Origin of the sequence: Acuticoccus mangrovi, assembly GCF_016411865.1 — a bacterium.
GTDB lineage: Bacteria > Pseudomonadota > Alphaproteobacteria > Rhizobiales > Amorphaceae > Acuticoccus > Acuticoccus mangrovi.
The window spans coordinates 101,174-126,799 of sequence record NZ_JAEKJA010000009.1; the positions used below are offsets into that span (position 1 = coordinate 101,174).

Below are 25,626 nucleotides of genomic sequence, written 5' to 3' on the forward strand. Positions count from 1 at the left end.
TCCTGGTGGCTTGGCCGACGCCGAGGCGATGCCGTCGCCGGCCCGCGGTCAACCCTCGATTTCTCGCGCAACGCCGTGATGCCGTCCATTCGAATGATGAAAGCAAGCGTTGAGGTTTCATCAATATTGGGCCGCGCCCGCCCCTCAGTGGACGGCGATCCAGTCAGGGCTGTGCGCGCGCATGTGGGGGCGGTTGTCGAAGCGCTCGAGCTGGGTGGTGAGGGCGGTGATCGCATCGAAGACCAGCGGCGAGCGCGCCTTGTCCTTCGGTGTCACGAGATAGTTGGTGCGCCAGGCGACGGGGTTCGCCAGCGGGATGAAGCGGAAGCGCTTCTCGTTGAAGTTCTCCGCGGTGAGAGCCGCGGTGATGGCGCTTCCGGCTCCCGATTCGATCAGCGCGGAGAGGCCGGCGAGCGACGAGGCCTCGTGCAAGGACTGGCTGATCATCCCGCCGATGTGGGGATCGCGCTCGACCCGCTCGCGGGTGCCGGCGCCGATGCCGAACGACACCATGGTCTGGCCGCGAAGGTCGCGCCAGGAGAGCGGCTCGTCGGCCTCCGCGAGGGCGCTGTAGGCGGAGGTGAGGACGCCGAGCCGATCGTCGATCAAGGGCGTGGAGTCGACCGAGCCGATACTGCTCCAAAGGGTCGTGATCCCGAAGTCGAGCTCGCCGCCGGCGATGCGGCTCACCATGTCGTGCGTCGTGCCCTCCCACAGTCTGATCGAGATATTCGGATGCTCGACCGTCAGCCCCTTGAGGACGTGCGGGATCACGAGGTTCATGAAGTGCTGCGACGCGCCGATGCGAACCGTCTGGCGCGGCATGTCGGGATAGCGGGCGACATCGTCGATGGCGCGCGCGAATTCGCCGAGGAGGCGGTCGGCGACGGGCAGGAAGGTCGCGCCCGCCTCGGTGAGCGTGACCGTCCGCGTGGTGCGCTCGAAGAGCTTCTGCCCGACCCGCCGCTCGAGTTCCTGCACGGTCAGCGACAGGGCCGATGTCGAAACGTTCAACATCTTCGCGGCCTTGGAGAAGTTCTCGGCCGATGCGACCGCGACGAATGCGCGGATCTGCTTGATGGACACGTTCTTTGTCGTGCTGCTCAACGCTGTGCTGTACACGGCCACCCCCATTTTCGCAGCGCCAAAAACGAAAGCCCGTTTCTCCGCAACGGATAGGCTAGGGTCGCCTATGCAAAGCGCAGGCCTAATGCTCTGATATTCATGCGTGACACGATTGCGCAGTGAGCGCGGCGGGGCCTCGCGCGGCACCGTCGCACGCGCGGTTCGATCCGACGATGCGGCCGCTGTGCGAAAAACCTCAATGATTGTCCCAATCTATCTGATGGACGGGTGACCGGCCCCAACGCACACTTTCCCCCGTGATCGGCGCATGCGGCGGAATGCACGCTGCAAAAGGCCGCACATTCTTGAACCGTCCGCCTGCGATCGTCTCCGCCGCGTGCCGGGTAGCGATCGGGGCCGCCGACGGCCGATGACCGCGAGACACAAGAATCTATGACCGAGAACTATGATGTGATCGTCGTCGGGGCCGGATCTGCGGGGGCCGCGCTCGCCGCGCGGCTGTCGGAGGATCCGACCCGCCGTGTTCTCCTCCTGGAGGCAGGGCGGGACTGGCGCTCGGCGGAGGCACCGTATGCGGCGCGCTCGGCCAACATCATGGGGTTCATGCATGACCCGGCTCACCAGGCCGAGTGGCAGTGGCCGCGCCTCCTCACGCGCCGCACCCGCGCGCAGGAGCCGCGCTTCTACTGGCGCGGCCGCGCCCTCGGGGGCTGCTCCCTCGTCAACGCGCAGATCGCGGTGTGGGGCGTCGCCGCCGCGTTCGACGGGTGGGCCGCCGCCGGATGCGAGGGCTGGTCCGCGAAGGACGTGCTGCCCCTCTTCGCCAAGATGGAAGACGATCCCGAGATGGCCGACGCCCCCTATCATGGGCAGGGCGGGCCGGTCCCGATCTACCGGGCGCCGCAGGAGACCTGGGGGCCGGTCGACATCGGCCTCCGCGACGCCGCGCTTGCCTGCGGCTATCCGTGGAACCCGGACACCAATGCCCCGACCGGTGAGGGCGTCGCCTGCTATCCGATCAACTCCCGCGGTCTTGAGCGGGTCACCACCAACGACGGCTATCTGGAGCCGGCGCGCGGGCGGGCGAACCTCACGATCCGCGGCGACGCGCTCGTCGAGCGCCTCGCCATCGAGGACGGTCGCGCCACGGGCGTCATCGTGCGGGCCGGCGGCGAGCGGTTGACGATCGGCGGGGGCGAGGTGGTTCTGTGCGCCGGGGCGATCCACTCGCCGGCGATCATGATGCGCTCCGGTCTCGGGCCCGCGGCGCAGCTCAAGTCGTTCGGCATCGAGGTGGTGCGCGACATGCCCGACGTCGGCGCCCACTTCATGGATCACCCGGTGGTCCGCGCCACGATCCATCTGAAGCCCGAGTTCGCCTGCACCGATCCCGACCAGCGCCACACCAACTCCTGCGTGACCTACACCTCGGGTCTCGGCGGCGGCGGGGTGCGCGACATGATCCTCATCGGCTTCAATCATCGCGACCTTGCGACCGGCGACGTCCCGAACCCTCATGGGGCGGTGGCGGCCGGCCTCTACAACGCCTTCTCCCGCGGCTCCGTCACGCTCGCGTCCGCCGACCCCGACGTCGATCCGGAGACGGACGAGAACATGCTTTCCGATCCGCGCGATTTGCTGCGCATGCGCGACGCGGTGGCGCGCCTTGCCGAGCTCGCCGCCCAGCCGGCGCTGCGCTCGATCGCCGAGCGCATCACCCTCGGCGCCACGGGCCTCTCGATGGAGGAGGGGGCGAGCCTGCCGGAGGCCGAGCTCGACGCCGTGATGTTGGAGCAGGCGGCCGACATACAGCATGCGGCGGGAACCTGTCGGATGACCGGCTACGGCGAGAGTGGCGGCGTCGTCGACCCCGACCTGCGGGTCAAGGGCATCGCCGGGCTGCGCGTGGCGGATGCGGCGATCATGCCCGCCGACTGCCGTTCCAACACCCACATGACCTGCGTGATGATCGGTGAATGGCTTGCCCGGCGCATGGCGCACGAGCGGGCGCACACGGCGGCGGAGGTGGTCTGAGCGGCGGTGAACGTCGCAGGTCCGGCGCGTCCTGTCCCCTCAGCGAACCGTGAGCGATCCATTTGAGCACACCTTCGAACGCTGGCCTCTCGATCCGCGACCTCACCATCTCGTTCCCGGGACCGTCCGGCCGTCTCGCGGTCGTGAACCGCATCTCTCTCGCGGTGGAGCCGCGCGAGATCCTCGGCCTGGTCGGCGAGTCCGGGAGCGGGAAGTCGCTGACGGCGACGGCGGTGCTGCGGCTGATCGATCCGCCCGGCGCGATCGAAGACGGCGCCATCATGCTCGACGGCCGCGACATCGTGGGGCTCGACGAACGGGCGATCCGCGCACTGCGCGGCGGCGAGGTCGCGATGATCTGGCAGGACCCGATGGCCTCGCTGAACCCGGTGCGCCGGATCGGCGATCAGATCGGCGAGGCGGTCCGCCTCCATTGGCGACGGATCGGGCAGGGGCGTTGCACCAAGGCGAAGGTCCGCGCGATGGTGCTGAAGTCGCTCGAAACGGTGAACATCCCCGAGGCGTCGTCGCGCATCGACGCCTACCCGCACCAGCTCTCCGGCGGCCTGCAGCAGCGCGTGATGATCGCGATGGCACTCGTGTGCCGGCCGACCCTCCTCATCGCCGACGAGCCGACGACGGCGCTCGACGTGACGATCCAGGCGCAGATCCTCGAGCTCGTGAGGAGCCTGCGCGACGAGAGCGGGATGAGCGTACTCCTCATCACCCACGATCTCGGCACCGTCGCGGAGACGGCCGATCGGGCCGCGGTGATGTATGCCGGCGAGATCGTCGAGGTTGCTCCCTCGGCGGAGCTCTTCAAGAACCCCGCCCACCCCTATACGTTCGGGCTGATCGCATCGACGCCGCGCCGCTCGACCGCGCGCGGCACGCTTCGGCCGATCTTCGGCAGCGTGCCGGAGCCGGGGGTGGTGCCGCAGGGCTGCCGCTTCAACACGCGCTGCCCCAAGGTCATGGACGTCTGCCGCACGGTGTCGCCGCACGTGAGCGCGGTGGCGCCCGGCCACACGGTTCGTTGCCACCTCCATGGCTGAGCCGGACCTTCTCACCGTCGACGGGCTGACCAAGCACTTTCCGCTCCGGCGCAGTGCGAGCGACATCGTGGCGCGTCGTCCGGCGCGGGTGTTGCGGGCGGTCGACGGCATCAGCTTCTCGGCCAAGCGCGGCGAGACGATCGGAATCGTCGGCGAATCCGGTTGCGGCAAGTCGACCGCCGGGCTCGCCCTTCTCCAGCTCCTGCCGGACGTCGACGGCAGCGTGATCTTCCAGGGCCGCAACATCGTCGGCCTCCCGGCGCGCGAGATCCGCGAGCTGCGCCGCAACATGCAGCTGGTGCTGCAGAACCCCTATTCCTCGCTCGATCCGCGGATGCGCATCGAGGCGATCGTCGCCGAACCGCTGCACAACTTCGCCATCGGCACCCGGGCGGAGCGGCGCGAGAGGGTGCGTGAGCTGCTCGCCCGCGTCGGGCTGTCGACCGGCCATGCGACGCGCCACCCGCACGAGTTCTCCGGCGGCCAGCGCCAGCGCATCTCGATCGCCCGCGCGCTGGCGCTGAACCCGGCCCTCATCGTCGCCGACGAGGCGGTGTCGGCGCTCGACGTGTCGGTCCAGGCGCAGATCCTCAACCTGATGCTGGAGCTGAAGGAAGAGTTCGGGCTCACCTACATCTTCATCAGCCATGATCTGTCGGTGGTCCGCTACATCGCCGACCGCATCGCGGTGATGTATCTGGGACAGATCATGGAGATCGGCGCCTCCGAGGAGGTGAGCGACCATCCGCGCCACCCCTATACAGAGGCGTTGATGTCGGCGGTGCCGGAGATCGACGACGCCGACCAGAAGCGGCGCATCGTCCTCTCGGGTGAATTGCCGAGCCCCGTCAATCCGCCGCCCGGCTGTCCGTTCCAGACCCGCTGTCCTCGCGTCGAGACCCGGTGCCGGGAGGAAAAGCCCGTGCTGCGCGACCTCGGCGGTGGCCACAGAGCGAGCTGTCATTTCGCATGAGCGGGGCGAGGGAGCGATGACCTGGTCGATCGTGGCACGCGACGACGCGACGGGCGCCTACGGCGTCGCCGTCACCAGCTGCTTCTTCGCCGTCGGTGCGCTGGTCCCCCATGTGCGCGCCGGGGTCGGGGCCGTCGCGACCCAGGCGCTCGTCAACGCCGCGCTCGGCCAGGCGGCGCTCGACAGCCTCGCCGCGGGCCGTTCCGCCGTCGACACCGTCGCGGCGCTGCTCGAGGGCGACGAGGGGCGCGACGTGCGCCAGCTTCACCTCGTGGGCGCGACCGGCAGCGCCGGCCATACCGGCGCGCGCTGTCCCGCTTGGGCGGGCCGCGCCGAGGCGGCGAGCGTCTCCGTCGCCGGCAACACGCTGGCGGGGAGCGGCGTCGTCCAGGCAACCCTTGCGGCATATTGGGCGTCGCCGGCGCCCTTCGCCGAGCGGCTTGTCGCCGCGCTGAGCGCGGGCGAGATCGCCGGCGGCGACGTGCGCGGGCGCCAGTCTGCGGCGCTCGTGGTGCGCGGCGTTCCCGGCGCGCCCGACGTCGACATCCGGGTCGACGACCATGCCGAGCCGATCGTCGAGCTCGCCCGCCTCCTCGCCGTCCACCACGGCGATTTCGTCCCGATCGCACGCCTGCTGCCGGGCTTTGCCGGGACGAGCGGCGTGTTCGATCCCCAGAGCGTCGCCGCCGCGCGCGACGAACGGCAGACCAACCGCGATGCCGGACGGACGCCGAGCCTCGGCACGCTGCGGCCCGCACCGGTTCCCGAGAGGCCCGATCGATAGACCCACCACCCGCTCGTCAGGAGACACGACCATGCGCCAGAAGCTGAACTTCCTCACCACGCGCCGCGATGTTCTTCGCTACGGTGCCGCCGCCTCGAGCCTTGCCGCGACGGGGCTCGGTCCCGCCAGCGTACTCGCCCAGGAAGGGGGCGAATTCGACGAGTTCAAGATCGGCATCTGGAGTGGCGTGCCGAACCTCGATCCGGAGCAGAACTCGATCCGCACGTGCATCGTCTGCCAGAACTGGATCTTCGACCCCTTGCTCTTCCGCGACAAGGACACGAACGAGCTGAAGCCCTACCTCGCGACGGAATATTCCTACGTCGGCGACAACCGCTGGCGCTTCAAGATCCACGAGGGCGTAATGTTCCACAACGGCGAGCCGCTCGATGCCGCCGCCGTGAAGTTCTCGCTGGAACGGCGGAAGTCCGACAAGGTGGGCTCGCCCTTCCAGACGACCTTCGCCGACGTTCTCGACTGCGAGATCATCGACGACACGACGTTCGAGTTCGTCTGCGCCAATCCGTTTCCGATGATGCCGGCCTATCTGCCGACCTTCTCCATCATGCCACCGAAATACTATTCCGAGCACGATCTCTCCTATCTGGCGCTCAATCCCGTCGGGTCGGGTCCCTTCAAGCTCGTCGAGTTCCGGCCGGACGACGTCGTGCGCGTCGAGCGCAACGAGGATTATTGGGGCGAGAAGCCGGTCATCAAGCGGGTGACCGCCACCATCGTCCAGGAGGATGCCACGCGCGTCGCCTCGCTCCTCGCCGGCGACTTCAACATCACCGGGCGGCCCGTCATGGAGGACTTCGACCGCATCGACGCGAACCCCGGCACGCGGGTGTCGGCGACGATCGGCAACCGCGTGGTGTTCGCCGGCTTCAACTTCGACATGCCGCCGTTCGACAACAAGCTCGTGCGCCAGGCCGCGAACTACGCGGTCGACGCGGCGATCATCAACGAAGTCTACCTGCGCTCGACCGGCGAGCTGATGGCGTCGGCGCTGCCCTCCACGGTGCCCGGCTACGATCCGGCCATCGAGCCCTACGCCTACGATCCGGACAAGGCGAAGGCGCTTCTCGCCGAAGCCGGCTTCCCCGACGGCTTCGAGACGACCATCGAGGTGCATCCGGGTTGGCTCATCGCCGGCATGGAGGTGACGCAGGCGATCGCCAACTTCCTCAAGGAGGTCGGCATCAAGGTCAACCTCGTCGTGAGCGACGCCGGCACCATGGCCGCCCACATCAACGACCGCACGGCCGGGCCGATCTACGTGCAGTCGTGGGGCGGCAACTCCACCTTCGACGCCGACAGCTACATCCAGGTCCTGTTCGACGAGGGTTCGTGGTCGTGCAACCACATGCCGGAGATCGGCGCGCTCGTGCAGGCCGGACGCGCCACCGCCGATCAGGCCGAGCGCATCAAGGTCTATCAGGAGGCGTGCCGGATCATCCACGAGGAGGCGCCGTGGATCTTCCTCTACCTCCAACCCAACACCTACGGCGTGACCACCGACACCGACTGGGAGGGGAGGCCCGACGAGATGATCCCGCTCTACTACCTGAAGAAGATCGCCTAGGTCGGCGATGCTCCTCTACATCGCCCGGCGGCTGGCGCATGCCATCATCGTCGTCTGGGGGGCGGCGACCCTCGTGTTCGCGATCCTCAATCTCGCCCCGGGCGATCCGGCGGTGAACCTCGTCGGGGAAAACGCCACCGAAGAGAAGTTCGAGATGGTGCGGCAGGCTCTGGGGCTCAACCTGCCGCTCCACGAGCGCTATCTCAACTATCTCGGCGACCTCCTGCGGGGTGATCTCGGCGTCTCCTGGTTCGTCGGGCAGCCGGTCTTCGACCTTCTGATGGACCGGCTGCCCAGCACCATCGAGCTCACCATCGTCGCGGCGCTGCTCTGCCTGCCGTTCGCGATCGTCCTCGGCGTCGTCTCCGCCCTCTTTCGGCGGACCTTCGTGGACTTCGCCGCCAACTTCGTCGCCCTCTTCGGGATATCGACGCCGAACTTCTGGCTCGGCGTGATGCTCATCCTCCTGTTCGCGGTGAACCTTCACTGGCTTCCCTCGATGGGCCGGGGACCGGGGCCGGGCGACGTTCTCGCCGGTCTCGCGGCCGGCGACGTCGCGGCGCTGCAGGCCTGGGCGAGCCACATCATCCTGCCGGCATTCACGCTCGGCACGTTCCTGATGGCGCTCGTCACCCGCCTCACGCGCACCGACATCCTCGAAAATCTCAACAAGCCCTACGTGAAGGTCGCGCGCGCCAAGGGCATGTCCCCGACCGGGGTGATCACCCGCCACGTCCTGCCAAACTCGATGATCTCGGTGGTGACCTTCATCGGCTTGGAGGTCGGCGCGCTCCTCGGCGGTGCGGTGGTGACGGAATCGATCTTCGCCTGGCCGGGCCTCGGGCGGCTGATGATCGATTCCATCATGCGCCGCGACTTTCCCGTCATTCAGGGCGGCGTTCTGCTCGTCTCGTTCATCTTCGTGTTCGTGAACCTCCTCGTCGACCTTCTCTACCTGTGGCTGGACCCGAGGATTCGATTGCGATGATCAAGAAAATCCTCGCCGAACTGAAGGCGAACCCGCTCGGCCAGCTGGCCGTCCTCGTCATCGCCCTGGTGGCGGTCGCGATCCTCTTCGGCCCCTCTATCACGCCGCACGATCCGGAGCACTTCTCGCTCGCCCAGCGCAACAAGCCACCGGCCTTCCTGGCTGGCGGCTCGTGGACCTATGTGCTCGGCACCGACACCCACGGCCGCGACGTCTTCAGCCGCATCATCATCGGTGCCCGCGTGTCGCTCGGGACGGCGGTGGCCGGGGTCGCGATCAGCGTCCTGATCGGCGCCACCCTCGGCCTCGTCGCCGGCTTTCTCGGCGGGCTGTGGGACACCGTCATCATGCGCCTCGTCGACGTCCTGCTGTCGATCCCGTTGATCCTGATGGCGCTGCTCGTCGTCGCCATCATGGGGCCGTCGACGCTCAACATCATCCTCGTCATGGGCGGGACGGGGTGGATCTGGCACGCCCGCATCGTGCGCGGCAACGCGCTGCGCATCCGCGAGGAGCAATATGTCCTCGCCGCGCGGGCCTCGGGCGGGCGGGCGGCCTCGATCATCTGGCGCCACGTTCTGCCCAACCTCCTCGCCCCGCTGATGGTCACGGCGAGCATGCAGGTGGGCTACTTCATCATCCTGGAGAGCGGCCTCAGCTTCTTCGGCGTGACGGGGTCGACGCTGTCGTGGGGCTGGGACATCGCCTTCGGCCGTCGCTATCTCGCGAGCGCCTGGTGGATCGCGACCTTCCCGGGGGTCGCGATCTTCCTCGCCGTCCTCGCCTTCAACCTCCTCGGAGACGTCCTGCGCGATGTGGCCGACCCGACGAACTCGGCGGGGCGCTCCTAGTCCCTGCGACCCAGGGCCGGAGGAGGGGCCGAAGGCGCCGGCGCGCGCGGCCGCGCAACGGCGTCGCACCCCGCCGCATCTGTGGATGCGCTGTGGAAAACCCCGCCGCTAGGCGCGGCGGGGTCGATCCGGGGCGTGGGAGGGACCCGTCAGAGCGTCGGGTTCATCAGGCCGCCGAGGAGCTGGGAGACGAAGGCGAGGTCGGCGCCCGACGTGCGCGTCTTGCGCGACAGGTAGTCGAACACCTTGCCGTCCTTCAGCCCGTACTCGGCGATGTCGCGCACCTTGTTGTCGTCGTCGAGGTAGACGGCGAGGATGCGGCGATCGCGGACCGACGGGCGCTGGAAGGCCACGGTGCGCGCACTCGTCTGCGAGATGTAGTAGAAGGCTTCACCGTCCGCGAGGCCGGTGCTCGTCGGCGTGCCGAGCGCGAGGAGAACCTGCTCGCGCGAGGACCCGATCGGGACCTGCTCGAGCTGGTCGGGCGTGATCTTCTGTCCACGCGTGAACGACTCGCCGGTGTTGCAACCGGCCACCGCAACTGCCACCAGGCCGACGATGGCCACGCGCGTCATCTCGCAACGGAGCCTTGCCAACCTATGTTTGAAGCGTGAGGGATTGGGTGCCATGCTTCGCTTCTTCTTCAGAAAACCAACTGACCCGGCCGTGACGCGGCACTACCAAGCGGCCGTCGCACAGGCGAGGCAACCAACCTTCTATCAAAAGTTCGGTGTTGCCGACACGGTCGAAGGCCGTTTCGAGATGGTGGTTTTTCACGTCTGTGCCCTTATCGATCGGTTAAGAGACGGCAACGGCGCGCTGACCGACCATGGCCAGGCCCTGTTCGACGCGTTCGTGGCAGATATGGAAGACAATCTCAGGACCATCGGAATCGGGGATATGTCCGTACCGAAAACCATGAAAAAGATCGGCTCCGCCTTCTACGGGCGCTTCGACGCCTACCGCGCCGCAGCCAGGCGCGGGGATCGCGCCGGGCTCGCGGCGGCGATCGCCCGGAATGTCTTCGGGGACGAGAGCGGGCGGGCCGGCAGCCGCGAATGCCTCGCCCTTGCCGACTACTATGTGGCGCTGACCGCCGCCGCGCCGGCGGCAATCGACGGCCCGGCGGCTCCGCTCCCCGACCCGGACGACTTCGCCCCACGCACCCCGGCGGACGCCTCCGAAGCCGCCTTCGCGGAGGTGGGCCGATGATCGCCCGCCTCGCGCGGCCGATCAGCATCCGCCGCCTGACCAAGGAGGAGCACGTCGCCATCGAGGCGAGCGAAGCCGAGCGAGCGGCCCTTGCCGAGGCGCTCGACCTTCTGTCGCTGACGAGCCTCACCGCCGATCTGTCGGTGAGCCCGTGGCGCAGCGAGGGGGTGCGGGTGAGGGGGACGGTCCGCGGGACTGTGTCGCAGGCCTGCGTCGTGACGCTGGAGCCCGTCGAGGGCGTGGTGGAGGAGGAGATCGACGTGCGCCTCCACCCCGACGCCGGTGAGGCGACGCAGGTGGAGGTGGATCCGGAGGCCGCCGACCCGCCGGAGGCGCTCGAAAGCGACGTCGTGGATGTGGGGGCGATCGCGCTCGAGCACTTCGTCCTCGGCCTCGATCCCTATCCACGTGTGCCGGGCGCCGCGTTCGAGGAGGAGGCGGAGGCGGAAGAAGAGGAGCCGTCGCCCTTCGCGGCACTCGCGGCCCTCAAGAAGGGCGCGAGCTGACGGTTTTGATTGCGAACAAGTTCGACTATGGTCCGCGCCGCTGCGCCCCTTTCGGGCGCCGCCAAGGGACCCGGGCAAAGACCGAGCAACGATGACGCGCGACACGATCCGGTTGGCGATTGATGCCATGGGCGGCGACGAAGGGCCGTCGATGGTTGTGCCTGGGTTGCAGGTGGCGCTGGTGCGCTGCCCGGACCTCGCGTTCGATCTCTTCGGCGACAAGGCGGCGATGGAGCGCGAGCTCGCCTCGCTCCCCGAGCTCGCCAAGGTGTGCACGCTGCATCACAGCGAGGTCTCGATCCCGATGGACGCCAAGCCCAGCCAGGCGCTGCGGATGGGGCGCCGGTCGAGCTCCATGTGGCAGGCGCTCGATCAGGTGCGCAGCGGTGGCGCCTCGGCGATGGTGTCGGCTGGCAACACCGGCGCGCTGATGGCGATGGCGAAGTTCTGCCTGCGCTCCATGGACGGGGTGGCGCGGCCGGCGCTCGCGGCGATCTGGCCCACCATCCGCGGTGAATCCATCGTGCTCGACGTCGGCGCCTCGATCGGGGTCGACACCAACAATCTCGTGACCCATGCGATCCTCGGCGCGGCGATGTCGCGCGCCGTGTTCGGCATCGAGACGCCCCGCGTCGCGCTCCTCAACATCGGCGAGGAGGAGGTGAAGGGGCTCGAGGAGGTGCGCGAGGCGGGCCAGATCCTGCGCGCCCGCAATTTCCCCGACATGCGCTATGAAGGCTTCGTCGAGGGTGACGACATCGGCCGCGGCAGCGCCGACGTGATCGTGACGGAAGGCTTTTCCGGCAACATCGCGCTGAAGACGGCGGAGGGCACCGCCCGCCAGCTTGCTGAATATTTGCGCATGTCCATCGGGCGGACACTGCGGGCGCGCCTCGGATATTTGCTCGCCAAGTCGGCCTTCACCCGATTGCGCGACAAGATGGACCCGCGCAAGATCAACGGCGCCGTGTTTCTGGGCCTCAACGGCCTCGTCATCAAAAGCCACGGTGGGACCGATGCGGAAGGCTTCGCGAGCGCGGTGGAGCTTGCCCACGACATGGTCCGCAACGAGTTGCAGCGCCGCATCGCGACGGATGTTGCCGCCCTCAAGGAGAGTCAAGAGTTTGCAGACGCGGGTTGATCCTCACGACGCCATGAGTGCGGCGCGCGACGGCGTGGCGAAAGACGACAGCGGCGCGGTAAGCCGATCGAACCGGCTGCCGGCCGCGACGGTCGTCGGCGTCGGCGGGGCGCTTCCCGAGCGTACGCTGACCAACCACGAGCTGGCCGAGATGGTCGACACGTCCGACGAGTGGATCGTGTCGCGCACCGGCATCCGCCAGCGCCACATCGCGGCCGAGGGGGAGTTCACCTCCCACCTCGCCGAGCGGGCGGCGCGCGAGGCGCTGTCGGCCGCAAGCCTCGCGCCGGACGACATCGACCTGATCGTGCTCGCGACAGCGACGCCGGACAACACCTTTCCGTCCACCGCGGTGATCGTGCAGGAGCGGCTCGGCATCACCCGCGGCGCGGCGTTCGACGTCGCCGCCGTGTGCTCCGGATTCGTCTATGCCCTCACCACGGCCAACGCGCTGATCGCCGCCGGGGCGGCGACGCGGGCGCTGGTGATCGGGGCGGAGACCTTCTCGCGCATTCTCGACTGGAGCGACCGCACCACGTGCGTGCTCTTCGGCGACGGGGCCGGCGCCGTGGTGCTCGAGGCGAACGGCGCGGGCCGGGGAGGTCCCACCCCCCGCGGCATCATCGCGACCAGCCTGCGCTCTGACGGGTCGCACAAGGAAAAGCTCTACGTCGACGGCGGCCCATCCTCCACGGGCACCGTCGGGCACCTGCGGATGCGGGGACAGGAGGTGTTCCGCTTCGCGATCTCCGCCACCGTGGACGTGGTGGAGGAGGTGCTCGGCAAGGCCGGCATCAGCGCGGCGGAAATCGACTGGTTCGTCCCCCACCAGGCGAACAAGCGGATCATCGACGCCAGCGCCAGAAAGCTCGGCATCGCGCCCGAGAAGGTCATCCTGACCGTGTCGGATCATGGCAACACGTCGGCCGCGTCGATCCCGCTGGCGCTCGCCGAAGCGGTGTCGGCGGGTCGCATTCGGCCCGGCGATCTGGTTCTCCTGGAGGCGCTCGGGGGCGGCTTCACCTGGGGGGCGGCGCTCATCCGCTGGTGAGCCCGCGGGCGGAACCGCCTGCTGCGAAACGCGCATTGACCGTGGATTAACCTCCGCATAGATTTTCAGTGCGTGATAGTCAGATAAGAACAGGTCCTCAGGCGGTCACCGATCCGGTATCGGCTAGTGCAATGGGCCATTGGGCAGGGCAAATGGCGGGTCGCACCATTACACGAGCGGATCTTTCCAATGCGGTCTGCCGCAAGGTGAAGGTTTCGCGGACCGAAGCGTCGGATTTGATCGACCAGATCATCGAAGAAATCGTCAGCGCGCTGGAGCGGGGGGAGCCCGTGCGGCTCTCGTCTTTCGGCGCGTTCGAGGTGCGGCAGAAGAAGGAGCGCATCGGCCGCAACCCCAAGACGGGGCAAGAGGTGCCGATCGAATCGCGCCGTGTGGTGACGTTCCGCCCCAGCGATGTGCTTAAGCGCTACATTAACTTCATGAAGGCCAACTCGTCCGACTGACTGACAGCGCCGGGAAATGGCCGGCGGAGAGCCGGAGGGCGCGATGGGGAAGGCTGGCGCAGGCGAGGAGACGGGCTCGGGCCGCGCCATCATCACCGCCGGCCGTCTGGCGACCCTCCTCGGCGTGCCGGTGTCGATCCTCGCCTATCTGGAGGCGCGCGTTCCTGAGATCCGGGCGCTGGTGGAAGGGCGCGAGCGCGTCTATCGCGCCAAGGATGCGGTGCTCCTCGCGGGTCTTTCCGAGCTTCTTTACGGCGAGGGTCTGTCGTTCCGCGAGGTCGTGGAGCTGATGCGCTCCGGCGGCCGGCAGAAGATCGTGGAGCGTGGGAGGCGCCGTCTCGCCGGGGCGCTCGGACCGGCGCGCAGCACCCCGCGCGCCGGCGAGCGCCGCGCGATCCCGCCCGATGCGATGGTCCGCCCCAAGGGGCTGCAGCCGGTCAACGGGACGGGACACCGTACGCCGGCGCTCTCGCGCGAAGCGGCGTCGGTGCTGTCGGAGCTGATGGAATGCGTGCGGCTGTTGGAGGCCGCGCGGTAGGGCGACGCGGCGGCAGGGTAGCGACGCGCGGGCTGTGGCGCGACGGTGCGACGTGAGGGCGCCGGAGACGCCCGGCGGCTGCGAAGTTGGTCTGGCGCGCTCTAGTAGTGGCGGAGGAGGGCCGTCAGGCGGCCTTGGATACGCACGCGGTCGGCACCGAAGATGCGCGTTTCGTAGTCCGGATTGGCCGCCTCCAGCGCGATGGTGTTGCCGCGCTTGCGCAGGCGCTTCAGCGTAGCCTCCTCCTCGTCGATCAGCGCCACGACGATCTCGCCCGTGTCCGCCTGGTCGGTGCGGCGGATGACCACCGTGTCACCGTCGTGGATGCCCGCGTCGATCATCGAATCGCCCTGCACCTCGAGAGCGAAATGTTCGCCGGGGCCCAGCATGTCCGCCGGCAGGTGGATCGCATGGGTCTTGTGCTGGATCGCCTCGATGGCGACGCCGGCGGCGATGCGGCCCATCACCGGAATGTCGATCACGTCGTGGGCGGCGGCGACCGGGCGCAGGGGCGGGCGGCGGAACTCGCGGCTCCCGTCGAAGCCGATCGGCCGGCTCGGACCCTCGATCACCGATGGGGAGAAGCCGCGGCTGCGGACGGGCGGATCGGCCGACACCGAGTCCGGCAGGCGCAGCACTTCCAGCGCGCGGGCCCGGTTGGGCAGGCGGCGGATGAACCCGCGCTCCTCCAGCGCCGTGATGAGGCGGTGAATGCCCGACTTCGACTTGAGATCGAGCGCGTCCTTCATCTCTTCGAACGAGGGTGGCACGCCGGTGCTGCTCATCCGCTCGTGAATGAACATCAGAAGATCATACTGCTTCTTGGTGAGCATGGCTCGCGACGGTCCCGTTATGGCGCGGTCAGCGCGTTGCAGGTTTGCGAATCGTTTCCCTCGATTCGCTGAACACCTATACACGTTCGTCGTGTGTTCTACAACCCCTGGCTGGAGGCGGCCGCATACTCGCGTGGCCGCGAACGCCTAGAGAGGCAGATATTCGCAGGGGCTCCCTGCTTCAGCCGGCGGTGCACCAGGCGGACGCACCAGAAGAACTTCGGCCCGGGACAGAATCGAGAGCATCGAGGAATCCTGCACCTCGAAGGGGTTGATCCGCCCGTCCACTACCTGCGCGCGCATATGGTCGCGGCGGGGTCCGTTCTGCGGCACGTCGGCGCCGAGGATGCCGGCGAGCGGCTGCGGCCCCGGCGAGGCGACCCCCTGCAGCGCCTCCACCAGCGGCACCAGAAAGAGGAGGGCGCACACCACGCTGGAGACCGGATTGCCGGGCAGGCCGAGCACCAGCGGGTCGGAGGCGAACATCAAGGGCTTGCCCGGGCGGATCGCGACGCGCCAGAAGTCGATGGCAATGCCGAGATCGGCGAGGGCGGGGCGGACGAGGTCGTGGTCCCCCACCGACGCGCCGCCGAGGGTCACGAGAATGTCGGCGGTGCTGAGGCCGGCCCGGGCGCGGGCGACGATCTCGGACCGAATGTCTGGCGCGATGCCGAGGTCGATGGCTTCGGCGCCCGCCGCCGCGACCATCGCCGACAGGGTAGGGGTGACGGAGGCGACGATCTGGTCGGGCCCAGTCGGCTCGCCGGGCGAGACGAGCTCGTCGCCCGTCGCGAGGAAGGCGACGCGGGGACGGCGGACCACCTCGAGCCGGGCGTGGCCGCCCGCCCCGGCGAGGGCGAGATGGCGCGGCGCGAGCCGGGTTCCGGCCGGCAGCAGCGTGCCCCCCGCCTGAAAATCGAGTCCCATCGGGCGAATGTGGGCGCCGACCTCGACGGTGTCGGTGGCGGTGAGGAGGTCGCCGTCGCGCTGCGCGTCCTCCTGGATCAACACGGTGTCGGCGCCGTCGGGCACCGGGGCGCCGGTGAAGATGCGCACCGCTTCGCCCTTGCCGAGCGCGCCGTCGTGGCGGCGTCCGGCGACGGATTCGCCGACGACCCGGAGCGGTCCGTCGGCGAGGTCGGCGGCGCGCAGGGCATAGCCGTCCATCGCCGAGGCGGCGAAAGGGGGTTGGGTGCGCAGCGCGGGCAGCGGGGCGGCGAGCGTGCGGCCCGCGGCGTCGGCGAGTGCGACCGTCTCGGTCGGCAGCGTCGCGGCGGCGGCGAACAGCCGCTCGCGGGCCTCGTCCACGCTGATCATCGTGCGGCGCGCCATTCGCCGGAGCGGCCGCCCGACTTTTCCAGGAGCCGGATCGGACCGATCTCCATCCCCCGATCGATCGCCTTCGCCATGTCGTAGAGGGTGAGGCAGGCGGCGGACACAGCGGTGAGCGCTTCCATCTCGACGCCGGTCTTGCCGGTGGTCGTGGCGCGGGCGGTGACGCGGTAGCCGGGCAGATCCGCGTCGGCGACGAGATCCACCGACACCGAATCGAGCGGCAGCGGATGGCAGAGCGGAATGATGTCCGCAGTCTTCTTCGACGCCATGATTCCCGCAATGCGCGAGACGGCGAGCACGTCGCCCTTCTTCACGTTGCCGGCCTCGATGGCGGTGAGGGTGGCGGGCGCCATTCTCACGCATCCCTCGGCCACCGCCACGCGCTGGCTGACCGCCTTCTCACCGACGTCGACCATGCGCGCCGCACCTGCCGCGTCGAGATGGGTGAGGCCGCCGCCGAGGAGGGCGCGGGTCGCGGCGGCGACGTCGTCCTGGCGCATCAGGCTCTCGCCGACGAGGAAGGCGGCGCAGCCGGAGCGCTGCAGGCGCACCACCTCGGCGTTGGTGGCGATGCCGGACTCGGCGATGAGGAGGCGATCGGGCGGCACCAGGGGGGCGAGGCGCTCGGTGACGGCGATGTCGGTCTCGAACGTCCTGAGGTCGCGATTGTTGACGCCGATGAGGGGGGAGGGAAGGGCGAGGGCGCGCTCGAGATCGCGCTCGTCGTGGACCTCCAGGAGGGCGGCCATGCCGACGGCGCCGGCGGCCTCCACCAGCGCACGGGCGAGGCGATCGTCGACCGCGGTCATGATGACGAGGATGCAGTCCGCCCCCCACACGCGCGCCTGCCAGACCTGCTCGGGGACGTACATGAAGTCCTTGCGCAGCACCGGCAGCGTGCAGGCCTCGCGCGCCGCCCTCAGGTACTCCGGCGCGCCCTGGAAGGAGGGACCGTCGGTGAGCACCGAAAGGCAGCTCGCGCCCCCCGCGGCGTAGGCGCGCGCGAGCGCGGGCGGGTCGAAGTCGGCGCGGATGAGGCCCTTCGACGGGCTCGCCTTCTTGATCTCGGCGATGAGGCCCGGCCGCCCTGCCGCGGCCGCCGCCCGCAGCGCGCCGACGAAATCGCGCGGCGGCGGCGCGGCGTCGGCGCGAACGCGCCAGAGGGCGGCGTCCTCGACGAGGCGCGCGTCGGCGATCTCATCGCGCTTGTAGGCCTCGATGCGGGCGAGAATGTCGGGCGGTGAGTCCATCAGGGAGCAACAGCCTGGGAGACGGCGACGAGGGCGTCGAGGCGACGCTCGGCCGCCCCTTCGTCGAGAAGCTTTTGGGCGAGCACGACGCCTTCGGCAAGCCCCTCCACCTTCTCCGCGACGACGAGGGCGCCGGCGGCGTTGAGGCAGGCGATGTCGCGATAGGGTCCGGGCTTGCCGGCGAGGACGGCACGCAGGGCCGCCGCGTTGTGGGCCCCGTCGCCGCCGACGAGCGCGTCGAGCGGCACGGTGGCAAGCCCCACGTCGGCCGGGTCGACGGTGAAGGACCGCACCGTGCCGTTCTCCACCGCGGTCACGTCGGTGGGGCCGACGGTGCTCATCTCGTCGAGCCCGCCGGCGCCGTGGACCACCCAGGCGCGGCTCGTGTCGAGCGTCGCCAGCACCTCCGCGATCGGCTCCACCCACTCGCGCGCGAAGACGCCGACGAGCTGGCGGTCGACACCGGCCGGATTGGAGAGGGGGCCGAGGAGGTTGAACACCGTGCGCGTGCCGAGCTCCACCCGCGCCGGCCCCACGTGCTTCATCGCCGCATGGTGGGCGGGGGCGAACATGAAGCCGATGCCGGCCTTCTCGATGCAGGCCGCGATGCCGATCGGCGACAGGTCGATGCGCACGCCGAGCGCCACCAGCACGTCGGCCGCGCCGGACTTCGAGGACAGGGCGCGGTTGCCGTGCTTGGCGACGGGCACGCCGGCGGCCGCCACGATGAAGGCGGCGCAGGTCGAGACGTTGTAGGTGCCCGAGGCATCGCCGCCGGTGCCGACGATGTCGATGGCGTCGGCGGGGGCCGTCACCCGCGTCATCTTGGAGCGCATCACCTCCACGGCGCCGGCGATCTCGTCGACCGTCTCGCCGCGCACGCGCATCGCCATCAACAGCCCGCCGATCTGGGCGGGGGTGGCCTCGCCCGACATCAGCACCTCGAACGCCTCGGACGCCTCGTCGCGGCTCAGACGATCACCGGCCGCCGCCTTGGCGATGAGGGATTTCAGGCTCGCCATCACGCGACCTTCCGCATCGTCGTCATCGTCAGGATCCCGCCCGGTCGAGGCCGACGATGCTGTTGATGACCGTCGGGTTCTGCGTCGCGCCGACCTCCTGCTGCCAGCCGTTGAGGAAGCCGAGGAGGAGGGCGGTGCCCATCCCGTCGTCGAGGGCACGGCGGATCTGCTGGAGATCGGCGGCCCCCTCGAAGAAGGCGGGCTCGTTCACCTCGGTCACCTTGAGGACCACCTGGGCAAAGTCCCCCGTCATCACGAGGTCGACGTGGCCGAGCGGACCCTCGAACGCGGCGGCCGAGGCCGGCTGCGGCAGCCCTTCGGGCGGCTTACCCTGCGAGAAGGGTTCGCTCACCTGCGCCTCGGCGCCATATTCGGCGGCGACCTCTTCGACGCTCGCGCCCTCGCGCACCTTCTTCTCCGCCTCTTCGGCCACCGCCTCGATGCGCTTGGCCTTCTCCGCCTCGGTCCAGGCGAAGCGGACGTCGCCCTCGACCTTCTCGAAGGGCTGATCGGCGGCCTCCTTCACGCTGTCGACCTGTACCCAGATGGTGGCGTCGCCGTCCTCCACCGGGCTCGCGTCGTCGCCCGGCGCATCGCTGAAGGCCTCGGTGAGGACGGTCTCCTTGGCCGGGATGTCGACGGGGGCGCCGTCCTCGCCGAAGCCCTGGCGGCTGACATAGGAGATCGTCGCGACGGGCAGGTCGAACCGGTCGCCGATCTCGGCGACGCTGGCGCCGCCCGCGACGGCGTCCTCGACGTTCGCGACGAGGGTGCGCATCTGATCGTGTGCCTCCTCAAGGGCGAGCTCCTGGCGAATCTCGCCCTCCACCTCCTCGAACGGGCGCTTTTGCGCCGGCACGATCTCGCTGACGCGCACGAGCACCGGGCCGAAGCGTCCGTCGACGGCGGCCGCACCCTTCACGTCGAGCGAGAAGGCGGCGTCGGCGACGGCGGGGTCGACGAGGGCGGAGCGCTCCACGAGGCCGAGATCGACGTCGGCGAACTTGCGGTCGAGCTCGGAGAGGATCGCGGCGAAGGCGACGCCATCGTTGAGTGCGGCGGCGGCCTTCTCGGCGAGCGCCTTGTCGCTGAGCACGATCTGCTGGACATGGCGGCGCTCTCCGGTGCCGTAGGCGCCCGACGCCTCGTAGGCGCGGCGCACGGCGTCGGCGCTCACCTCGGCGGGCTTGGCAAGGGCCTCCGGGCTCAGCGTGACGGTGGAGAAGCTGCGCCGCTCCGGCGAGCGAAACTCGGCCTGATGCTCGTCGTAGAACGCTTTCAGCGTGTCCTCGTCGGGGTCGGGGATCGCGTCGATCATCGAGTCGTCGACGGTGAACCAGGTCACCCGGCGGGTCTGGTTGGCGTAGCGGTTGAACGCCTCGAGGTAGGGCGTCGGCGCGGTGACGCCGCCGACGACGCCGTTCACCCACATCTCCTGCGCCGCGGCGTCGCGCTGCAGCTCGATGAAGTCGGCCTCGTTGTAGCCGTTCTCGGCCATCAGGCGGTTGAAGCGGGCGCGGCTGAAATTGCCGTCGGGGCCGGCGAAGGCCCTGTTCTCGCGGATGCGGCTCGCGAGCGTGTCGTCGCCGAGGTCGACGCCGAGGGCGTGGGCCGCGTCGACCTGCAGCGCTTCGGAGACGAGGCTGTTCAGCACCTGCTGCGGTAGGCCGATCGCCTGCGCCTGGCTCGGGGTGATCGGGCTGCCGAGCTGCTGCGATAGCCGGTTCGCCTGCGCCTGATAGACGCGGGCGAAGTCCTGCGCGCTCACCGGCGTGCTGCCGACGCGGGCGACCTCGGTCGGGTTGACCTGGTTGACGAAGCCGGAAATGCCCCACACGGCGAAGGAGAGGACGAGGATGATGATGAGGATCTTCGCGAAGATCCCTTTCGATCCGCGCCGGAGTGCGTTGAGCATAATGAACTGGGCTTTGCTGTGGTTGTTCGGCGAACCCGCTGTTCCGCAGGCACGGCGATGATAAGAAGGGCAAAGAGTGCCCGCAAGGCACGCAAGGGAAAGGGCACGGGATGCTAATCGCTGGCAACTGGAAAATGAATGGCGACCCGTCCTCGATGGACGAATTCGGCCGCATGATCGCCAGGGCGCCGGAGGCGACGGCTCGTGGGGTGGACCTGATCGTCTGCCCCCCGGCCATCTTGATCGCGAAGTTCGTCGACCGGGCGACGGTGTCGAAGATCGGGATCGGCGGCCAGGACTGCCACGCCGAGCCGAAAGGGGCGCACACCGGCGACATCTCCGCCGAAATGCTGGCCGCCTGCGGGGCGACGGCGGTGATCGTCGGCCACTCCGAGCGCCGCACCGACCACGGCGAGACCGACGAGATGGTCGGCAAGAAGGCGCTCGCGGCGCAGCGGGCGGGCCTCACCGCCATCGTGTGCGTCGGCGAGACCGAGGCCGAGCGTGACGCCGGCGAGGCGGAGGCGGTGGTGGGCCGCCAGCTCGCGGGCTCGCTGCCCGAAGGGCTCGACCCGGCGCGACTCGTGGTCGCTTACGAGCCGGTCTGGGCGATCGGCACCGGCCGCACCCCCTCGCTCGACGACATCGCGGCGATGCACGCCTTCATCCGCGCGACGCTCACGGCCCGCTTCCCGGAGACGCCCGTGCAAATCCTCTATGGCGGGTCGGTAAAACCCTCCAATGCCGCCGAGATCCTCGCGGTGGAGAATGTCGACGGGGCCCTCGTGGGCGGCGCCAGCCTCAAGGCCGACGACTATCTCGGCATCGCCCTCGCGGCGCCCGCCGCCTGAGGCCTTCCGAACCGCACCATCGCGATCAGCAGATAGCCGAGCAGCAACCCGTTCAGCGTGTGCCACAGGAAGTGGGTGCCGATGGGGAGCGCTGCGCATACCGCCATGTCGACGGTGCGGAAGGTGAGCGAGACGGCGAAGATCGCCGCGGCGACGATCAGCGCGCCACCCGGTCCGCGTCGCCCCGAAAGGACGAGGGCGACGCCGACCAGGAGGAGGGCGGCGAGCGGCGGCAAATAGCCTTCCGAGCCGTTGAGCGAGACGCCCGCCCGGTCGAGGAGGGCGCCGCCGGCGACCGAGAAGACGATGAACCCCACCGTCGCCGCGCCGGCGGCCCACCAGGCGATCCCCACGAAGCGCCGCATCGCGAGTGCGAAATAGGTGAGGATGAAGAGCTGGATCGGCACGATGTCGGCGAACGCCGCCCACCGCGTCGCCACGGTGTGGAACAGGAAGGAGCCCACACCGACGGCGAGGGTGATCGCGACGAGCACGGCGAGCGGCCAGTCGAGCGATCTGCGCCGCAGAGCCACACGCAGCGCCACGAGGGCCGCCACCACGAAGGCGGCGTTGGTGACGGCGTTGAGCGGCTCGGCCCAGAACTCGGGGCCCAGCCGCTCGCAGTAGTTGTCGATGGCGGCGTTCCAGTCCACGGCGTCCTCCGCGAGCGGTCCCCGAGCCGGCCGGGACGGTCCGAAGGGTGGTCTCTGTGGCTCAGTCGGTCCGCCCGGCGAGGCTATCGTCGATCGACCGCGCCCGCACATAGGCCGGGCGCGCCGTCATCCGCGCGATCATCTCGGTGAAGGCGGGGCGGGGCTCCACGATCTTCATCAAGATCCCGAAGGTGATCTGGGCGCCGAGATAGAGGTCGGCGGCGGTGAAGTGGTCGCCGGCGAGATAGGGCCCGTCGGACAGCGCCCGTTCCACCACATCGAGCGTCCGGTCGACCGTGCCGTAGCCGAGCATCCGCTCCTTGTCCGGCTGCTCCTGATGGAGGGCGCGGGCGGTGACGGCGGCCTCCAGCGGCCCGGCCGCGAAGAACAGCCAGCGATAATAGGCGCCCCGCTCGCCCGGAGGCGGCGCGAGGCCGGCGTCGGGAAAGGCGTCGGCGAGGTAGGCGCAGATCGCGGCCAACTCCGTCACCACCGTGTCGTGATGGCGCAGGGCCGGCACCTTGCCCATCGGGTTCACCGCCAAATATTCCGGTGCCTTCATCGTCGTGTCATAGTCGAGCACGACGGTCGAATAGTCGGCGCCGATTTCCTCAAGCATCCAGCGGGCGGTGCGCCCGCGCGAGAGGGGATTCGTGTAGAGGATCAGATCGCCCATCGCGCGGCTCCTTCGGCGTCACAATGGCGCGAATCTAATGCGTCGAGCACCGGTCGGCGAGATTCATTGTGCCGCATCGGTTCCATATCTGGCACGGGCTGCTAAATCATAGGCTATCTCAACAGGACAAGGAGCACACGGTGGCGCTTGCGACCAAGGCAGACGAAATTTCCGAAATCGCTTTCGGCTTCATGGGGTCCAAGGCCCTCTTCGCCGCACTTCAGCTCGAGGTGTTCAGCCACCTCTCCAAGGGGCCGCAGACCGCGGCCGAGGTGGCCGAAGCCGCTGGCGTTCACGAGGATCGGATGCTCACGCTGCTGACGGCGCTCGCGGGCCTCGGCCTCGTCGCCTCCGAAGACGGCAAGTGGGTCAATGCGCCGGCCTCCGACGCCTTTCTGGTGAAGGGCGCGAAGTACGACTTCGGCGACTATCTGCGCCTCCAGGTGGGTCGCCAGATGTACGGCCTGCTCGATCAGATCGAGGGCGCCCTCACCAACGACCTGCCGGAAGAGGCGACCGCCTCCTACGCCGACTGGTTCTCCGATCCCAAGGAAGCCCGTCTCTATTCGGAGAGCCAGCACGCGGGCTCGCTCGGCCCGGCGCGCCAGCTCGTCAAGGGGCTCGACCTCTCGAAGGCGAAGACGATGCTCGACGTCGGCGGCGGCACCGGCGCCTTCGCCATCACCTTGTGCAAGGCCTTCCCGAACCTCACGGCGACCATCGTGGAGTTCCCCAACGTCGCCGCCATCGGCCGCGAGTATGTGGGCAAGGCGGGCCTTTCGGACCGCATCAAGTATGTGGAAGGCGACGGGCGGGAGGACATCTGGCCGAAGAACCAGGACGTTCTGTTGATGTCCTACCTCTTCTCCGGCATTCCGGGTGACGCCCACGAGCCGCTGATCGCCCGTGCCTTCGACCACCTCGCGCCCGGCGGCCGCTACCTCATCCACGACTTCATCGTGGATGCGGACCGCACCGGCCCCAAGCTCGCCGCCCTCTGGCAGCTCCAGCACACCGCCTTCACGCCGGAGGCGCGCTCGCTCGACACGGCCTGGCTCGCCGACGCGCTGGAGCGGGCCGGCTTCGAGAACGTCTCGGTGGACACGATGATCCCGGAGATGACGATGCTGGCGCAGGCGACGAAGCCCGCGTGACGCTCGGCGGGCGCCGCCCTGTGGCGGCGCCCGCACTCAGCCGGCCTGCGGCACCTCCGCCGTGCCGTACTCTTCGGCTTCGAGCACCTTTTCCTCGGCGATGAAGCGCTCGTAGTCCTCCCGCGGCAGCCGATCGCGCACCGCCATCACGAAGACGGCGAGGGAGAGGACGGCGACGATCACGCTGTCGAACGGATGGGGCACAATGCCGTAGCCGCCGCCGTAGCCCCCCATCAGCGACATCACCGTCAGCCCGACGAGGTAGGGCGCGAGCCACAGCGCGCCGCGCGGGGAGAGGTCTTCGCGTCCGCCGATCGCAAGGCGCAGCCCGAAGAGGGCGAGGCCGACGACGAGGAGCAGGAGTAACCGCCAGATGGTGTCCCAGCCCGACCAGTAGATCATCAAGGTGGCGACGGCGAAGCCCAGCGCGCCGAGGATCGGCGCGGCGGGGAGGCGGAAGGAGCGCTCGGCGGCGGGGTCGAGCGCGCGCAGCGACACCACCACCACCGGCCCCGCCACGAAGGAGAGGACGATCGCCGCCCCGTTGAGCGCCACGATCTCGGCGAACGGAATGCTCACGAGCAGGACCAGCGCCACCACGTAGTTGAGGAGCAGCGCCCAGAGCGGCACGCCGTAGGCGTTGAGCCTCGCGATGATGCCGGGAAAGACGCCGTTGTTGGCGATCGCCATGGCGAGGCGGCCGTTGGAGCCGACGGCGACGAGGGCGCCGCCGATGGGCGAGATCACCGCGGCGGCATTGAGCAGGCTGACGAGCCACAGGAGGCCGACGGCGGTGGCGAGGGCACCAAGCGGTCCCAGCGTGTGGGCCGATTCCACCGCCGCCCAGCCCGCCTCGAGCTGCGCCGGGTCGAGCGCGCCGATGAAGGCGATCTGGATGCCGCCGTAGACGACGAGGCAGATGACGACGGCGAGGATCAGCGCGAGCGGGATGGTGCGCTGCGGATCGCGCGTTTCTCCCGCCATGTCGATCGCGTGGCGGAAGCCGATGAAGGCGAACACCACGCCCCCCGAGGCGACGGCGGCGAAGATCCCGGACATGCCGTAGGGTGCGAAGCCCTCGTGCGCGACGAAGTTCTGCGGCTCGAAGCGGGCGGCGACGATCGCCACCAGGAAGATCATCGGGATCACCAGCTTGAGCCAGGTGAGGGTGGTGTTGATCTTGGCGAACCAGGCGACGCCGAAGGCGTTGACGAGGGTGAAGACGAGGAGAAGCGCCGCGGCGGCGGCGTAGCCGAGCACGGTGAGCCCGTCGCCCTCACCCTGATGGAGGCCCGGCAGATAGGCCGAGGCGTAGCGCAGCGCCGCTTCGACCTCGATCGGGGCGGTGGTGCAGTAGCCTGCCCACGCGCTCCAGCCGAGGACCATCGCGAGCAGCCGCCCGTGGCTGAACTGGGGGATGCGGGCGATGCCGCCGGCGACGGGAAAGAGCGCGGTGATCTCGGCGAAGGCGAGGGCGAGAAGCAGCATCGCCACCGCGCCGATGCCCCAGGCGAGCACCGCCGCGGGGCCCGCGAGCTGGCTCGCCAGCAGCGGCGCGAACAGCCAGCCGGAGCCCAGAACGCCGCCGACGGCGACGAAGGTGAGGCCCACGAGGCCGATCTCACGCTGCATCGCCATGGTCGACCTCCACGCCCAGTTCGCGGCACGA

General features: G+C 69.3%; 25 protein-coding genes and 1 pseudogene. 15 read left to right on the forward strand and 11 right to left on the reverse strand.

What is annotated here, in order from left to right; all coding sequences use genetic code 11:
* Nucleotides 1-144: 144 nt before the first annotated feature.
* Nucleotides 145-1,086: a LysR family transcriptional regulator gene (locus JCR33_RS12315; protein WP_198882383.1), complete on the reverse strand. Its 942-nt coding sequence runs from the start codon at nt 1,084-1,086 to the stop codon at nt 145-147.
* Nucleotides 1,087-1,518: 432 nt separating this feature from the next.
* On the opposite strand from JCR33_RS12315, the gene JCR33_RS12320 reads away from it, so the two are divergent.
* The 7 genes from JCR33_RS12320 to JCR33_RS12350 all read left to right on the forward strand — a co-directional run bounded on the left by JCR33_RS12320 (nt 1,519) and on the right by JCR33_RS12350 (nt 9,356).
* Nucleotides 1,519-3,120: a GMC family oxidoreductase gene (locus JCR33_RS12320; protein ID WP_198882384.1), complete on the forward strand. Its 1,602-nt coding sequence runs from the start codon at nt 1,519-1,521 to the stop codon at nt 3,118-3,120.
* Between the two features lie 62 nt (nt 3,121-3,182).
* Complete coding sequence (locus JCR33_RS12325; RefSeq protein ID WP_211110256.1) at nt 3,183-4,175, forward strand: ABC transporter ATP-binding protein; 993 nt, start codon at nt 3,183-3,185, stop codon at nt 4,173-4,175.
* The gene (locus tag JCR33_RS12330; protein WP_198882385.1) at nt 4,168-5,148 is read left to right on the forward strand and encodes an ABC transporter ATP-binding protein; all 981 of its coding nucleotides are present in this window, start codon (nt 4,168-4,170) and stop codon (nt 5,146-5,148) included. The genes JCR33_RS12325 and JCR33_RS12330 overlap by 8 nt, the downstream gene beginning before the upstream one ends.
* A 16-nt stretch (nt 5,149-5,164) precedes the next feature.
* Nucleotides 5,165-5,932 (forward strand): DUF1028 domain-containing protein, encoded by a 768-nt coding sequence (locus tag JCR33_RS12335; RefSeq protein ID WP_198882386.1) that lies wholly within the window; start codon nt 5,165-5,167, stop codon nt 5,930-5,932.
* Between the two features lie 31 nt (nt 5,933-5,963).
* A complete protein-coding gene (locus tag JCR33_RS12340) occupies nt 5,964-7,517 on the forward strand; it encodes an ABC transporter substrate-binding protein (RefSeq protein ID WP_198882387.1) in 1,554 nt (517 codons plus the stop codon).
* 7 nt (nt 7,518-7,524) lie between these two features.
* Nucleotides 7,525-8,505 carry an ABC transporter permease gene (locus JCR33_RS12345; RefSeq protein WP_198882388.1) on the forward strand — a complete coding sequence of 327 codons (981 nt, stop codon included), beginning with the start codon at nt 7,525-7,527 and terminating at the stop codon, nt 8,503-8,505.
* Nucleotides 8,502-9,356 carry an ABC transporter permease gene (locus JCR33_RS12350; RefSeq protein WP_198882389.1) on the forward strand — a complete coding sequence of 285 codons (855 nt, stop codon included), beginning with the start codon at nt 8,502-8,504 and terminating at the stop codon, nt 9,354-9,356. The genes JCR33_RS12345 and JCR33_RS12350 overlap by 4 nt, the downstream gene beginning before the upstream one ends.
* Before the next feature lie 149 nt (nt 9,357-9,505).
* Here JCR33_RS12350 and JCR33_RS12355 read toward each other — a convergent pair whose 3' ends face one another.
* Entirely contained in the window at nt 9,506-9,931 is a 426-nt protein-coding gene (locus JCR33_RS12355) for an outer membrane protein assembly factor BamE (protein ID WP_198882390.1), read from the reverse strand.
* A gap of 52 nt (nt 9,932-9,983) precedes the next feature.
* Here JCR33_RS12355 and JCR33_RS12360 point away from each other — a divergent pair, with 52 nt between their 5' ends.
* The 6 genes from JCR33_RS12360 (at nt 9,984) to JCR33_RS12385 (ending at nt 14,268) form a co-directional block, all read left to right on the forward strand.
* Nucleotides 9,984-10,568, forward strand: a complete 585-nt coding sequence (locus JCR33_RS12360) for a ubiquinol-cytochrome C chaperone family protein (RefSeq protein WP_198882391.1) — start codon at nt 9,984-9,986, stop codon at nt 10,566-10,568.
* Entirely contained in the window at nt 10,565-11,074 is a 510-nt protein-coding gene (locus JCR33_RS12365; protein ID WP_198882392.1) for a YceD family protein, read from the forward strand. Before JCR33_RS12360 ends, JCR33_RS12365 begins: the two co-directional genes overlap by 4 nt.
* 91 nt (nt 11,075-11,165) lie before the next feature.
* The gene (gene plsX, locus JCR33_RS12370) at nt 11,166-12,215 is read left to right on the forward strand and encodes a phosphate acyltransferase PlsX (RefSeq protein WP_198882393.1); all 1,050 of its coding nucleotides are present in this window, start codon (nt 11,166-11,168) and stop codon (nt 12,213-12,215) included.
* Between the two features lie 76 nt (nt 12,216-12,291).
* A complete protein-coding gene (locus JCR33_RS12375) occupies nt 12,292-13,266 on the forward strand; it encodes a beta-ketoacyl-ACP synthase III (protein WP_232372548.1) in 975 nt (324 codons plus the stop codon).
* Between the two features lie 152 nt (nt 13,267-13,418).
* Nucleotides 13,419-13,730, forward strand: a complete 312-nt coding sequence (locus JCR33_RS12380; protein ID WP_198882394.1) for an integration host factor subunit alpha — start codon at nt 13,419-13,421, stop codon at nt 13,728-13,730.
* A gap of 43 nt (nt 13,731-13,773) precedes the next feature.
* On the forward strand, nt 13,774-14,268 hold the full coding sequence (locus tag JCR33_RS12385; RefSeq protein WP_198882395.1) for a MerR family transcriptional regulator: 495 nt from the start codon (nt 13,774-13,776) through the stop codon (nt 14,266-14,268).
* Between the two features lie 101 nt (nt 14,269-14,369).
* On the opposite strand, the gene lexA is transcribed toward JCR33_RS12385, so the two are convergent.
* The 6 genes and pseudogenes from lexA to JCR33_RS12410 all read right to left on the reverse strand — a co-directional run bounded on the left by lexA (nt 14,370) and on the right by JCR33_RS12410 (nt 20,623).
* Nucleotides 14,370-15,101 carry a transcriptional repressor LexA gene (lexA, locus tag JCR33_RS12390; protein ID WP_198882396.1) on the reverse strand — a complete coding sequence of 244 codons (732 nt, stop codon included), beginning with the start codon at nt 15,099-15,101 and terminating at the stop codon, nt 14,370-14,372.
* A gap of 147 nt (nt 15,102-15,248) precedes the next feature.
* Complete coding sequence (locus tag JCR33_RS12395) at nt 15,249-16,418, reverse strand: molybdopterin molybdotransferase MoeA (RefSeq protein WP_198882397.1); 1,170 nt, start codon at nt 16,416-16,418, stop codon at nt 15,249-15,251.
* Nucleotides 16,415-16,852: a cyclic pyranopterin monophosphate synthase MoaC gene (gene moaC / locus JCR33_RS25630; protein WP_232372549.1), complete on the reverse strand. Its 438-nt coding sequence runs from the start codon at nt 16,850-16,852 to the stop codon at nt 16,415-16,417. The genes JCR33_RS12395 and moaC overlap by 4 nt, the downstream gene beginning before the upstream one ends.
* A 36-nt stretch (nt 16,853-16,888) precedes the next feature.
* A pseudogene (gene trpC, locus JCR33_RS25635) lies at nt 16,889-17,686 on the reverse strand (indole-3-glycerol phosphate synthase TrpC); the annotation flags it as partial.
* Nucleotides 17,686-18,708 carry an anthranilate phosphoribosyltransferase gene (gene trpD / locus JCR33_RS12405; RefSeq protein WP_198882399.1) on the reverse strand — a complete coding sequence of 341 codons (1,023 nt, stop codon included), beginning with the start codon at nt 18,706-18,708 and terminating at the stop codon, nt 17,686-17,688. The pseudogene trpC and the gene trpD, both read right to left, overlap by 1 nt.
* A gap of 28 nt (nt 18,709-18,736) precedes the next feature.
* Nucleotides 18,737-20,623, reverse strand: coding sequence for a peptidylprolyl isomerase (locus tag JCR33_RS12410; RefSeq protein ID WP_198882400.1), 1,887 nt, complete (start codon nt 20,621-20,623; stop codon nt 18,737-18,739).
* Between the two features lie 110 nt (nt 20,624-20,733).
* Between JCR33_RS12410 and tpiA the strand changes: the two genes are divergently transcribed.
* Nucleotides 20,734-21,474: a triose-phosphate isomerase gene (gene tpiA / locus JCR33_RS12415; protein WP_198882401.1), complete on the forward strand. Its 741-nt coding sequence runs from the start codon at nt 20,734-20,736 to the stop codon at nt 21,472-21,474.
* Here tpiA and JCR33_RS12420 read toward each other — a convergent pair.
* Nucleotides 21,438-22,127, reverse strand: coding sequence for a ceramidase domain-containing protein (locus tag JCR33_RS12420; RefSeq protein WP_332461174.1), 690 nt, complete (start codon nt 22,125-22,127; stop codon nt 21,438-21,440). The genes tpiA and JCR33_RS12420 overlap by 37 nt on opposite strands.
* A 61-nt stretch (nt 22,128-22,188) precedes the next feature.
* On the reverse strand, nt 22,189-22,803 hold the full coding sequence (locus JCR33_RS12425; RefSeq protein WP_198882403.1) for a glutathione S-transferase family protein: 615 nt from the start codon (nt 22,801-22,803) through the stop codon (nt 22,189-22,191).
* Between the two features lie 140 nt (nt 22,804-22,943).
* On the opposite strand from JCR33_RS12425, the gene JCR33_RS12430 reads away from it, so the two are divergent.
* A complete protein-coding gene (locus JCR33_RS12430; RefSeq protein WP_198882404.1) occupies nt 22,944-23,957 on the forward strand; it encodes a methyltransferase in 1,014 nt (337 codons plus the stop codon).
* Nucleotides 23,958-23,993: 36 nt separating this feature from the next.
* Here JCR33_RS12430 and JCR33_RS12435 read toward each other — a convergent pair whose 3' ends face one another.
* Nucleotides 23,994-25,595, reverse strand: coding sequence for an APC family permease (locus JCR33_RS12435; RefSeq protein WP_232372537.1), 1,602 nt, complete (start codon nt 25,593-25,595; stop codon nt 23,994-23,996).
* Nucleotides 25,596-25,626: the final 31 nt, after the last annotated feature.